The organism is Bradyrhizobium sp. HKCCYLRH2047, from assembly GCF_051168175.1.
Classification (GTDB): domain Bacteria; phylum Pseudomonadota; class Alphaproteobacteria; order Rhizobiales; family Xanthobacteraceae; genus Bradyrhizobium.
The window spans coordinates 138666-151272 of record NZ_JBNPUM010000013.1 but is presented as its reverse complement, the minus strand read 5'-3'; the positions used below and the strand labels follow the sequence as shown (position 1 = coordinate 151272).

10 protein-coding genes are annotated in these 12607 nt (G+C 65.5%); 6 read left to right on the top strand and 4 right to left on the bottom strand.

Annotated features, from left to right (window positions below; genetic code table 11):
- Nucleotides 1–67: 67 nt before the first annotated feature.
- A complete protein-coding gene (locus ACQR1D_RS26925; protein WP_316183148.1) occupies nucleotides 68–1021 on the bottom strand; it encodes an ATP-grasp domain-containing protein in 954 nt (317 codons plus the stop codon).
- A gap of 288 nt (nucleotides 1022–1309) precedes the next feature.
- Here ACQR1D_RS26925 and ACQR1D_RS26920 point away from each other — a divergent pair, with 288 nt between their 5' ends.
- From ACQR1D_RS26920 to ACQR1D_RS26895, 6 genes are all read left to right on the top strand, one after another.
- Nucleotides 1310–2083 (top strand): ferredoxin--NADP reductase, encoded by a 774-nt coding sequence (locus ACQR1D_RS26920; protein ID WP_315715287.1) that lies wholly within the window; start codon nucleotides 1310–1312, stop codon nucleotides 2081–2083.
- A 210-nt stretch (nucleotides 2084–2293) separates the two neighbouring features.
- Complete coding sequence (locus ACQR1D_RS26915) at nucleotides 2294–3859, top strand: acyl-CoA synthetase (protein WP_316239345.1); 1566 nt, start codon at nucleotides 2294–2296, stop codon at nucleotides 3857–3859.
- A 213-nt stretch (nucleotides 3860–4072) separates the two neighbouring features.
- Nucleotides 4073–5698, top strand: coding sequence for an FMN-binding glutamate synthase family protein (locus ACQR1D_RS26910; protein WP_316216793.1), 1626 nt, complete (start codon nucleotides 4073–4075; stop codon nucleotides 5696–5698).
- An 81-nt stretch (nucleotides 5699–5779) separates the two neighbouring features.
- Nucleotides 5780–6466: an RNA polymerase sigma factor gene (locus ACQR1D_RS26905; RefSeq protein WP_316239344.1), complete on the top strand. Its 687-nt coding sequence runs from the start codon at nucleotides 5780–5782 to the stop codon at nucleotides 6464–6466.
- A gap of 96 nt (nucleotides 6467–6562) precedes the next feature.
- Nucleotides 6563–7084, top strand: a complete 522-nt coding sequence (locus ACQR1D_RS26900) for a DUF4142 domain-containing protein (RefSeq protein WP_315800533.1) — start codon at nucleotides 6563–6565, stop codon at nucleotides 7082–7084.
- Nucleotides 7085–7093: 9 nt separating this feature from the next.
- Nucleotides 7094–7411, top strand: coding sequence for a cupredoxin domain-containing protein (locus ACQR1D_RS26895; protein ID WP_434873441.1), 318 nt, complete (start codon nucleotides 7094–7096; stop codon nucleotides 7409–7411).
- An 11-nt stretch (nucleotides 7412–7422) separates the two neighbouring features.
- Here the strand turns inward: ACQR1D_RS26895 and ACQR1D_RS26890 are convergent, their stop codons facing one another.
- From ACQR1D_RS26890 to ACQR1D_RS26880, 3 genes are all read right to left on the bottom strand, one after another.
- Nucleotides 7423–8724: an ABC transporter ATP-binding protein gene (locus ACQR1D_RS26890; protein WP_316183142.1), complete on the bottom strand. Its 1302-nt coding sequence runs from the start codon at nucleotides 8722–8724 to the stop codon at nucleotides 7423–7425.
- A gap of 14 nt (nucleotides 8725–8738) precedes the next feature.
- Nucleotides 8739–10472, bottom strand: a complete 1734-nt coding sequence (locus ACQR1D_RS26885) for an ABC transporter permease (RefSeq protein ID WP_315800909.1) — start codon at nucleotides 10470–10472, stop codon at nucleotides 8739–8741.
- Between the two features lie 459 nt (nucleotides 10473–10931).
- A complete protein-coding gene (locus tag ACQR1D_RS26880; RefSeq protein WP_315800530.1) occupies nucleotides 10932–12242 on the bottom strand; it encodes a hemolysin family protein in 1311 nt (436 codons plus the stop codon).
- Nucleotides 12243–12607: the final 365 nt, after the last annotated feature.

Below are 12607 nucleotides of genomic sequence, written 5' to 3'. Positions count from 1 at the left end.
ACTAATCCCTCATCCTGATCGAGGCCAGAGAAATCTTATTGCTGGAGATCGGGCCGCCGGCCGCGCGTCATTTCGGTGGGCCTCTGCCGAAGATGGTGTCGAGCGCGGCGAAATAAGTGCTCTCGACCAGCTCCGGCGCATGCCGGCCGAGCGCCTCCATCTTCACGCCCGAATTGATTTCGAGCACCTGCCAGCGTCCATCGGCCAGCACGAGGTCGACCGATGCGTAGCGGATGCCGATGACGCGCGCCGCCGCGGTGGCGAGCGCAGCACAGAGGTCCCGTTGCGCGCCGGGTTCGAGCAGCTCGGGTTGAGCCCCGAATTCGAGATTGTGGCGCCAGCTCAGCAGGCGCTGCTCGCCACGCGGCACGACGGCGCGCAGCGCAGACGCGTCGAATTCCGCGTCGAGGCGCCGCAGGAGTTGCGCGTGTCCCGCGGCCGGAGTGGCCGCCAGCGCGAGGTCGCGGAGCGACTTGACGCCATCGCCCATCACGATGGGGCGCTGCTTGCGATAGACGATCATGGCTGCGTCATCGAGCTGCACGACCCGGACTTCGTCGATGATGTCCATGAGCGGCGCGATCGCGACGTTCGCGTCGGTCTCGAAGATGCCGTTCACTGCGCGCAGCAGGTCATCCTTCGCCGTGACGCGGACCACCGACCGCCCCGAGGTGCCCTCGTTGGGCTTGACCACCAGCCCGCGCGGATGCGTTTCGAGCAGCGCCAGCACGGCCTCGGCCGTCTGGCCGGACTGGCCGCCAAGGACCGGCGCCAGAAAGAATGCGTGTGGAACCGCGGCAATCCCGTCGGCTCTCAGCAGCGCCGAGGTCGCCGCCTTGTCACAGGCCAGCCTGTGCGCCACCGCACTGTTCAGGCCGAGATCATAGCCGAAGATCAGGTGACGCCGGGTGGCATCCTCGAGCACCAGCAACCAGCCGTCCTCCCGCACGTCGAGCGCGATGCCTCGTTCGGCGCAATAGCGGGTGATGGCGGCGAGCTGGGTCTGCGGATGGTTAATCATTGCTCAAGGATTGGGCCGGAGGTGCGGAATTAAAGTGCTGGAAAATCGGAATCTCGGCAAGTAAATTACCCATATCGTTTGTGTACGAATGAACGGCCGATCGAGGCGATTCCGGGCATCAGCCGGCATGCATTTGATCGTGATCAATGGTGCGTCCACGCGGGTTGATTATTCGCTGTTTTCACGTACATCAGGCGCCGAAATCGCTGGATCTATAGGGTTTTTGCGGTCCTGCCTCCGTCACGACTTGTTTCTTCCAACTTCAGCCCACGTGAAAAAACAAACGACATGAGCGCGTTCTATAAAGAGAAAGTTCTTTCCGTTCACCACTGGACGGACACCCTGTTCTCCTTCCGAGCCACCCGCGATGCGGGCTTCCGCTTCCAGAATGGTCAGTTCGCGATGATCGGCCTTGAGGTCGAGGGCCGCCCGCTGCTGCGCGCCTACAGCATGGCGAGCGCCAATCACGAGGAGGAACTCGAGTTCTTCAGCATCAAGGTGCAGGACGGTCCGCTGACCTCCCGGCTGCAGAAGATCAAGGAAGGCGACACCATCCTGGTCGGCCGCAAGGCGACCGGGACGCTGATCCCCGACAACCTGCTGCCCGGCAGCCGGCTGCTGCTGCTGTCGACCGGCACCGGCCTTGCCCCGTTCGCCAGCCTGATCAAGGATCCCGACGTCTACGAGCGTTTCGAGAGCATCGTGCTGGTCCACGGCTGCCGCCAGGTCGCCGAGCTCGCCTATGGCGAGAGCGTCGTCGCCAAGCTGCGCGAGGACGAGCTGTTCGGAGAGCTGCTCGACGGCAAGCTGCAGTATTATCCGACCGTCACCCGCGAGCCGTTCCGCAACCGCGGCCGCATCACCGACCTGATCTCGTCGCAGCAGCTGTTCAACGATATCGGCCAGCATGAGCTCGATATCGCCAAGGACCGCATCATGATGTGCGGCAGCCCGGCGATGCTGGAGGAGCTCAAGACCATGTTCGAATCCCGCGGCTTCCTCGAAGGCAGCGGCAACGAACCCGGCCATTTCGTGATCGAGAAAGCGTTCGTCGAGCGCTGAGCCGCCAAGCTTCCGACTTTGACACTTTCGAAAGAGCGCCTCGACGCAATCGGGGCGCTCTTTTCGTTGGCAATATCCTCCTTGCGCGTTTCGAAGCGGCCGTGCGATTTTCGGCAGCAAGACCGGACCTGCAGACGTCCGGCGCGACACAGGGAGGGGACTTGGATTGCCCGAGCGGCGGCCATCCCCGATACAATGAGGGGTACGGCCATGGATTCCATCGTTCGCAGACAGACGCTCGGTGACCTCCTGCGGCGGAGCGCGGCGCGCACGCCAGGCAAGACGGCGGTGATCTGCGGCGATACGCGTTGGACCTACGCCGAGTTCAACGCCATCGTCGACCGCCTCGCGGCCGGCCTCGCCGCGCGCGGCGTCGGCAAGGGCGAGCGGGTCGCCATCCTCGCGCGCAACTCTCATGCCTTTGCCGCCCTGCGCTTCGCGCTGGCGCGGCTCGGCGCTGTCCTGGTGCCGATCAATTTCATGCTCAAGCCGGAGGAGGTCGCCTACATCCTCAAGCATGCGGGCGCGCGGCTGCTCGCGACCGACAGCGGCTTTGCCGGCGTGGCACGTGCTGCCAAGGCGCTGGTGCCGGCGGTCGAGCAATTGATCTGGCTGCCGTCGGAAGGTTCGAGCGAGCGGCAGGCCGACATGATCGATTTTGCCGAGCTCGCGGCCTCGACGGCGACGGTGCCTGCCGTCGAGATCGCCGGAGGCGACGTCGCGCAGATCGTCTACACTTCCGGCACGGAGTCGCTGCCGAAGGGCGCGATGCTGACCCATGACGCCGTCATTTGGCAGTATGTCAGCTGTATCGTCGATGCCGGCATTTCCGCCGACGATGTCACCCTCCACGCGCTGCCGCTGTATCACTGCGCGCAGCTCGACGTGTTCTTCGGGCCGTCGATCTATGTCGGCGCCACCAACATCATCACCGCGTTTCCGACGCCGGACAATCTGCTGCCGCTGATCGCGAAATATCGCATCACCTCGTTCTTCGCGCCGCCGACGGTGTGGATCTCGATTCTGCGCTCGCCGCTGTTCGAGACCACCGACTTGTCCACTTTGCGCAAGGGCTATTACGGCGCCTCGATCATGCCGGTCGAGGTGCTGCGCGAGCTGGCGCAGCGGCTGCCGAAGGTGCGTCTGTGGAACCTGTATGGCCAGACCGAGATCGCGCCGCTGGCGACGATGCTCGGACCCGACGATCAATTGCGCAAGCCGGGCAGTTGCGGCCGCGCCGTGCTCAACGTCGAGACCCGGATCGTCGATGACGACATGAATGATGTCGCCCCGGGCGAGGTCGGCGAGGTCGTACACCGCTCGCCGCATCTGATGCTCGGCTACTTCCATGACGACGAGCGCACTGCCGCCGCCTTCCACGGCGACTGGTTTCATTCCGGCGATCTCGCGACCATCGACGACGAAGGCTACATCACCATCGTCGACCGCAAGAAGGACATGATCAAGACCGGCGGTGAGAACGTCGCCAGCCGCGAGGTCGAGGAGGCGCTGTATCTGATTCCGGAAGTGTCGGAGGTCGCCGTCGTCGGCCTGCCGCATCCACGCTGGGTCGAGGCGGTCGTGGCGATGGTCGTGGTCAAGTCCGGCTGCGAGCTGACCGAGGAGGTGGTGCTCAAGCAGGCCTCGGCACGGCTCGCCACCTTCAAGACGCCGAAACGGATCGTGTTTGTCGATGCGCTGCCCAAGAATCCCAGCGGCAAGCTCTTGAAGCGTCAGTTGCGCGAGGCGCATTCGGGGCTGTTTGCGGAGGGGTAAGCAGCTGCCTTTGGCGATCGCGTGTCTCGGCGGGGAGGCGCCGAGGCCGCTACGGCGCTGCGGACCGATCTCGCAGTGCCGCAGCCGATAGCCTAGGGCTATCGACGTTGTGATATCATCGATGGCCGATTGCGCGCGCTTGTGTAACGATTGCTTCGCGATATCAGTACTATCGTGACACCGGATCTTCCACGAGCTGCCCCGAGGCCTCCCATGGATACGCTGCTGCTCCCGTTTTCGCCGCGCTTCATCGTGCTGACGATCTGCGCCACGGCGACCGCCCTGCTGCTGATCCTCGGTATCTACGACCGCAAGATCTTCGATCTCGTCCTGATCCCGCTGCTGATCTTCGGTGCGCTCACCCTGCTCGGCATCCGCGATCTCGTGCAGAAGAGCCACGCAGTGCTGCGCAATTATCCGATCTCGGCGCATATGCGGTTCTTGCTCGAAGAGATCCGGCCCGAGATGCGGCAGTATTTCTTCGAGAGCGAAAAGGACGGCATGCCGTTCTCGCGCGACACCCGCGCGGTGGTCTATCAGCGCGCCAAGATGGAGCTCGACAAGCGCCCGTTCGGCACCCAGGAGGACGTCTACCGCGAGGGCTACGAATGGATGCACCATTCGATCGCGCCCAAGCCGCATGCGGAGGAGAAGTTCCGCATCACCATTGGTGGTCCGGATTGCACCAAGCCGTATTCGGCCTCGGTGTTCAACATCTCCGCCATGAGCTTCGGCGCGCTGAGCCCGAATGCGGTGCGTGCCCTCAATGGCGGGGCGAAGAAGGGCGGCTTCGCCCACGACACCGGCGAAGGTGGCTTCAGTCCCTATCACGCCGAAATGGGCGGCGACATCATCTGGGAGATCGGCTCCGGCTATTTCGGCTGCCGGCGTCATGATGGCACGTTCGATCCCGAGGCGTTCACGCGGGTCGCGAGCCACGACCAGATCAAGATGGTGGAGCTCAAGATCAGCCAGGGCGCCAAGCCCGGCCATGGCGGGGTGCTGCCGGCCGCCAAGGTGTCCGAGGAGATCTCGAAGATCCGCGGCGTCTCGATGGGCGAGGATTGCATCTCGCCGCCGGCGCATCGCGCGTTCTCGACGCCCATCGGCATGATGCAGTTCATCAGCGAGATGCGGCGACTGTCGGGCGGCAAGCCGGCCGGCTTCAAGCTGTGCATCGGCCACCCCTGGGAATTCCTCGCGATCTGCAAGGCCATGCTGGAGACCGGCATCTATCCCGACTTCATCGTGGTCGACGGCAATGAAGGCGGCACCGGTGCCGCGCCGCTCGAGTTCATGGACCATCTGGGCATGCCGATGCGCGAGGGCGTCAGCTTCGTGCACAATGCGCTGGTCGGCCTTGGCATCCGCGACCGCATCAAGATCGGCGCCTCCGGCAAAATCGCCACCGCGTTCGACATGGCGCGCGCGATGTCGATCGGCGCCGACTGGTGCAACGCGGCGCGCGGCTTCATGTTCTCGCTCGGCTGCATCCAGTCCTTGAGCTGCCATACCGACAGATGCCCGACCGGTGTCGCCACCCAGGATCCGACGCGCGCTCGCGCGCTGGTCGTCCCGCACAAGCTCGACCGCGTCTACAACTATCATCACGCGACCCTGCATGCGCTGGCCGAGCTGCTCGCCGCCGCCGGTCTCGAACATCCGCAGGACCTGCGGCCGATCCACTTCTCACAGCGGACGTCGACCACTGAGGTGTCCTCGTTTGCCAAGCTGTATCCGGCGCTGCGTCCTGGCGAGCTGCTCGACGGCACCCAGGACGTCCGCTTCCGCGACGCCTGGGCGATGGCGCGAGCCGATACGTTCGCGGCGGTGCAGTAAAACGCCTTGCGTGATTGTTTTTGGGAACCTTCCGGCTCCAATTCCATCTAAGCCACGCGTGCTCAGCTTGGATGATCGACAATGCCTTGGACCACAGCGACCACAGTCTCCGCGGCGACGAGCGGCGAGGATGACCTGATCCGACGGGCAAAAGCCCGGGACGAGACCGCCATCCGGGCCATCCTCCAGGCCAACAACCGTCGCCTGTTCCGGATCGCCCGCGGCATCCTGTGCAATGACAGTGAGGCGGAGGACGTCGTGCAGGAGACCTATGTCCGGGCGCTCACCCATCTCGACGAGTTTCGCGGCCAGTCCAGCCTGTCGACCTGGTTGGTCCGCATCGCAATGAACGAGGCGATGGGACGCCTGCGCGGACAACGGCCCGCACTGCAACTGGATGTGCAGCACCAAGACAGGCCAGGGGCCGAGGTGATCCAATTTCCCGCCACGTCGAGCGATCCGGAGAAGTCTGTGGCGCAGCGCCAGATCCAGGCCGTCGTCGAACGGGCGATCGATGACCTGTCCGAGCCGTTTCGCCTGGTGTTCATCGCCCGCGTGATCGAGGAGATGAGCATCGACGAGACGGCGGACTTGCTCGGATTGAAGCCCGAGACCGTGAAGACGCGCTTGCATCGCGCCCGCGGCATGTTGCGCGAGAACGTCGAAAAGGAGATCGGTCCCGTCCTTCTGGACGCGTTTCCCTTCGCCGGCCCGCGTTGCGAGCGGCTGACCGACGCCGTGCTCGATCGTCTTCGACGTCCGGCGTGAAGATTCCCGGGAACGTCGGCTCCCGCTTTTCATCCAATCCCTGTGCAGCCATTCACCCGCCGGCCACGAGGTCCGGCGCCACAGGAGATGAGAACCATGTTCAAGCATATCGGCACGATCGCCGTCGCGCTCTGCGTCACGAGCAGCGCCGCCCTGTCGCAGGGCGCCAAGCTCAGCGATCCGCAGATCGCGCATATCGCCTACACAGCCGGCGAAATCGACATCAAGGCGGCGAAGCAGGCCTTGGACAAATCCGGGAGCAAGGAAGTCAAGGAGTTCGCCCAAGGCATGGTGCGTGACCACGAGGCGGTCAACAAGCAGGCCCTCGCCCTCGTCAAGAAGTTGAAAGTCACGCCTGAGGATAACGACACCAGCCGCGCACTGTCGAAGCAGGCGAGCGAGAAGCTCGACGAGCTCGGCAAGCTCAAGGGCGCGGCCTTCGACAAGGCCTATATCGCCAACGAGGTCGCCTACCACAAGACGGTGAACGGCGCGCTGGAGACGCAGCTCATTCCGTCCGCAACCAACGCCGAGCTGAAGGAGTTGCTGCAGACCGGCCTGAAGCTGTTCCAGGGCCACGAGCAGCACGCCGAGCATGTCGCGGCGGATCTGAAGTAGGACGATCCGATGCTGTCGGGACGCATCACTCTCGTGAGCATGGTTGTGCTCGCCGCCGTGAGCGTTCCGGCGCGCGCGGCCACGATCCGGATCGTGGTGGACAAGCTCGAATTCTCGCCGGCCGCGGCTTCGGCCAAGGTCGGCGACACCGTCGAATGGGTCAACACGGATGCGCTGGCTCATACGGCGACGGCGCGGGATGGCGCATTCGATGTCATTTTGCCGCCGAGCAAGACGGTGAGCTCGGTCCTCAAGAAGGCGGGCACGGTCGACTACTACTGCCGCTTTCACCCCAACATGAAGGCGACCCTGACCATCGCGCCGTGACGCCGCTGGCCTCAGTGCGGGTTTTCCAGGCTGAAGGTTTCCGACTGCTCGTCGTAGGCGAACAGCTCGGCATAGCGGCCCCATGACACGATGGTGTGCAGCGTCTCGTCGGCATAGTGCTCGGACATGTAGTCTTCGAGCTCGATGCGGAAGCGCGCCGCCGGGGCGGCATGCGACGGGCGGTCGTCGAGCACCCGGCGGATCAGCCCCATCAGCGGCACGTTCTCCATCAGATGCTGTGCGAACAGCTTCTTGCGCTCGTCGGTCTCTTGATGCGCGAACCGCCGTCCGGCCTCGGTCAGGGTCAGATCGCCTTCGCTGAGCTGGGCGAAGCGCAGGAGCTGCAGCGCCTCGGCCAAGGGAAAGATCTCGTCGACCTCGAGCTGCAGATGGCCCGCCAGCACCGGCAGGTCGGCATGCCCATTATAAGGTTCGCCGGCGAGCGTCTCGATCAGGCCCGAGATCGAGTTCGACGACACGTGGCTGAGCACCATGCCGACGCCGGCGCTGGCGGTGCTCGGCAGCTTCGGCTCGGGCCGCTGCGTCATGCGGGCATAGAGACTGTCGACGAGCTGGCGGAACGCCGGATCGAGCCGGTTGCGCGGATGCGGCAGGTCGACCTTGAACTCGGCGGCGACGCGGCCGGGATTGGACGAGAACACCAGGATGCGGTCGCACATCAGCACCGCTTCCTCGATGTTGTGCGTCACCATCAGCACCGACTTGATCGGCAGCCGCCCGTCGGTCCAGAGATCGACGAGGTCGGTACGAAGTGTCTCGGCGGTCAGCACGTCCAGGGCCGAAAACGGCTCGTCCATCAGCAGCAGGTCGGGATGCACCACCAGCGCGCGGGCGAAGCCGACGCGCTGGCGCATGCCGCCGGAGAGCTCCTTTGGAAAAGCGGATTCGAAACCGTCGAGACCGATCAGGTCGATCGCGGCCAGCGCGCGCTTGCGCCGCTCGGCGCTGTCGACACCGAGCGCCTCGAGGCCGAGCTCGACGTTCTGCAGCACGGTCAGCCAGGGAAACAGTGCGAACGACTGGAACACCATGGCGACACCAACGGGCGGGCCGGCGATGATCTCGCCGCGGCAGCGCGCTTCGCCCGAGGATGGCGACACCAGGCCGGCGATGATCCGCAGAAGCGTCGACTTGCCGGAGCCGGAGCGTCCGAGCAGGCCGACGATCTCGCCGGCGCGGATCGTGAGGTCAACCTTCTCCAGCACGACGAGATCCTCGCCGCTGCCCTTGGGAAACAGCCGGCTGACGCTCTTGATCTCGATCAGCGATGAGTCCTTGACCTGGTCGCGCATGACAATTCTCCCGGTCAGCCGAGCCGCAGCCGGCGTTCGCCGAAGGCATAGAGCGGCCGCCACAGCAGCCGGTTGAACAGAGTGACGAGAATGCACATCACGGCAATGCCGAGCACGACGCGCGGAAAGTCGCCGTGCTCGGTGGCCGCAGCGATGTAGGCGCCGAGCCCGCTTGCGGTGAGATGGGTATCACCCCAGCTCGCGACCTCGGCGACGATCGCCGCGTTCCACGAGCCGCCGGAGGCGGTAATGGCGCCGGTGATGTAATAGGGGAAGATTCCGGGCAGCACGACCTTGAACCACCAGCGCCAGCCGGTGAGATGCAGGCTCGCGGCGGCCTCGCGCAGGTCGGTCGGGAAGGCGCTGGCCCCGGCGATGACGTTGAACAGGATGTACCACTGCGTGCCCAGGATCATCAGCGGGCTCAACCAGACATTGGCGTCGAGGCGAAAGCGCACGATGAGCACGACGAACACCGGGAAGGCGAGGTTGGCCGGGAAGGCGGCGAGGAATTGCGCCAGCGGCTGGATGCGCTCGGCGAGCTTCGGCCGCAGCCCGATCCAGACGCCGACGGGCACCCACATCAGCGACGCCAGCGCGATCAGCACCGCGACGCGGATCAGCGTGATCAGGCCGTAGCCGATCGCGGTGAGGACGTCGGTGAGCGCCAGCGTCGCCGAGAGATAGAGATAGGTCTTCCAGCCGGCATAGACGCAGCCGAGGATGACCACGGCAAGCCAGAGACCGTCGACCATCTGCGACGGCGGCGCGTGGCGCACGGGGCCGCTCCAGGCTTTCGGCCAGTTGATCCGCAGGTTCGAGAAGGTGCGGTTGAGCGCAGCGAACGGCATCGACAGCGAGCGCAGGGCGCGGGTGCGCCGGAACAGATCGAGCATCCAGGAGGTGGGCGGATTGCCGGAGGCGGTCTGCTCGAAGCGGAATTTGTCGGCCCAGGCCACGATCGGGCGGAACAGCAGCTGGTCATAGGCGGTGATGACGAGCAGCATGGTCAGCAGCGCGGCGCCGATCGCCGCCAGATCCTTCTGCTGAATGGCGAGCGCGACATAGGAGCCGATGCCGGGCAGGGTGACGGTGGTGTTGCCGACCGTGATCGCCTCCGACGCCACGACGAAGAACCAGCCGCCGGACATCGACATCATCGCATTCCAGATCAGGCCGGGCATCGCATAGGGCACGTCGAGCCGCCAGAAGCGCTGCCAGCCGGAGAGGTGGAAGCTGCGCGTCGCCTCCTCCAGGTCCTTCGGCACGTTGCGCATCGATTGGTACATGCTGAAGGTCATGTTCCAGGCCTGGCTGGTGAAGATCGCGAACACGCAGGCGAGCTCGGCGCCCAGCACCTGGCCCGGAAACAGGTTCATGAAGAACACGACGGTGAAGGTCAGGAAGCCGAGGATCGGTACCGACTGCAGGATGTCGAGCAGCGGGATCAGCACGATCTCGGCGCGCCGGCTCTTGGCCGCGAGCGCCGCATAGACGAAGGTGAAGACGAGCGAGCACGCGATGGCGAGCAGCATGCGCAAGGTGGTGCGCAGCGCGTAGAGCGGCAGGTTGGACGGATCGAGCGAGACAGGGGCGGTGTCGAGCGCGGACAAGGGCTGGGTGGTCTGCTCGCCGCCATAGACGATCAGCACCATCGCGCCGACCACGATGATCAGCGCGACGACGTCCCAGATATTGGGGCGCACGGTTTCGCGCAGCACGGTCGTCCTGATGTCCCGGAGCAGCATCGGCATGTCTCGTCTGGTCGGCCGCAACCATCGGCGGAGGCTGCGGACGTGGCCGTGTCATGGCTTGAGGGCTGGTCGGCCGGACAGTGCCGGCCGAATCCGCACCCTAAGTGCCCTGTGTGATGGTTTGATATCAAGCGGAGCGGTCGGGATCCGGCCTCTCGGTCCGGCCTATCAAAGGATACGCAGGCAGCCTCTTCACGTTCCCGCGACGAGGCTAGTCGAACGCAGATGCGGCTTGGCTTGGGGCTCCATCGGTACGGAGACGCCGGGTCACATCTGTCGCGCCGACGACGGTCAGCGCCTCCCCCGCTTGCGGGGGAGGTCGCATCGCATCGTCAGGTGCGATGCGGGTAGGGAATGCTCCGGGAGCGACTGCCGCTGTGGCGCCCCCACCCCAACCCTCCCCCGCAAGCGGGAGAGGGAGCGCACTGGTCGGGCCGCAGCAGTGGGGCTCAATCACCCCACGTTCGGCTCGCCGCCGTCCGGCGCGAGCCTCGTCGCCAGGATCTTGTCGATGCGGCGGCCGTCGAGGTCGATGATCTCGAAGCGCCAGCCTTGCAGCTCGAAGCTCTGGCCGACCTCGGGCACGCTGCCGAAGTGCTGCAGCACGAGGCCTGCGACGGTGTGATAGCCGCGATGCGGCGGCACCTCGATCGCCAGCACGTCGGCGAACTCGTCGAGTTGCATCCAGCCGGAGACCAGCAGCGAGCCGTCGTCACGGCGGACGCAGGCCGGCTCGGGCGGGCCCTCCTCGGAGGAGAACGCGCCAACGATCGACTCCAGGATATCCGCCGCGGTCACCACGCCTTCGAACGCGCCGTATTCGTCGTGCACCAGCCCCATATGCACGGGCGCCACCTTCAGGATGGCGATCACGTCGCGCGCATCGACGGTGGACGGAATGATCGGCACCTCGCGCACCAGGCTGCGCAGGTCCGGCGTCTCATCGCGCAGATACGCCGCCAGCAGGTCCTTGGCCTGCAGCACGCCGATCGGACGGTCGCGCTCGCCGTCCGACACCGGCAGGCGCGAATGCGGGCTCTTGGCGAGCAGTTCGCGAATGGCCTTGGGGTCGTCGTTGAGGTCGACGACGTCGACCTCGGGCCGCGGCGTCATGATGGCGCCGACCGGACGGTCGCCGAGCCGCATCACGCCGGCGATCATCTCCTTCTCGCCTGGCTCGAGCACGCCGGCGGTCTCGGCCTCGCGCACCAGATGATGGATCTCTTCCTCCGACACTTTCTCCTCGGCCTCGCCGGAGCGGCCGAGCAGCGTCAGGATCAGCTTGCCGGAAAGGTCGAGCAGCACCACCAGCGGCAGCGACACCTTGGCGAGCAACTGCATGGCCGGCGCGACGCGGACGGCGATCGCCTCGGGATCACGCAGCGCGAGCTGTTTCGGCACCAACTCGCCGACGATCAGCGTGGCATAGGTGATAATGGTGACGACGAGGCCGACGCCGACGATGTCGGCGACGGAAGCCGACAGGCCGAGCTCCAGCAGCGACTGCGTCAGGCGCTGGCCGAGCGTGGCGCCGGAGAATGCGCCGGAGAGCACCCCGACCAGGGTGATGCCGATTTGCACCGTCGAGAGGAACCGGCCGGGATCGGACGCCAGCGCGAGCGCCCGACGGGCGCCGGAAACGCCCTTTTCCGCCAGCAGCGCCAGCCGCGCGGGACGCGACGACACGATCGCGAGTTCGGACATGGATAACAGTCCGTTGACGACGATGAGGACGACGATGATGGCGAGTTCGACGGAGAGCATTTCGACCTTGTCTGGCGCCCGGAGGGGCAGGATGGGGACAGGTCCTAGCATATGGGGACGGCAAGCGCCCAATGCCGGTGTGCGGAGGTGGCGTGCATGGGAGGGCTGAAAGTGGGAGGCTGGTTCGCTTGAGGCACGGGCAGCTCCTGAACCTCCGGTGTGGTCCCGGCGAACGCCGGGACCCATACCGCGCGATCTATCGAAGGCACTCGGAACGGCGACGAATTGCCGCCACCACGGGCGCTGACGATCAGGCAGGACAACTGCCAGCGAGGTCCCTCGATGGCGTCCGCGGTATGGGTCCCGGCGTTCGCCGGGACGACACCTTTTGTGGAGCGCCAGTTTCGGCTCTCACTGGCGTCAGG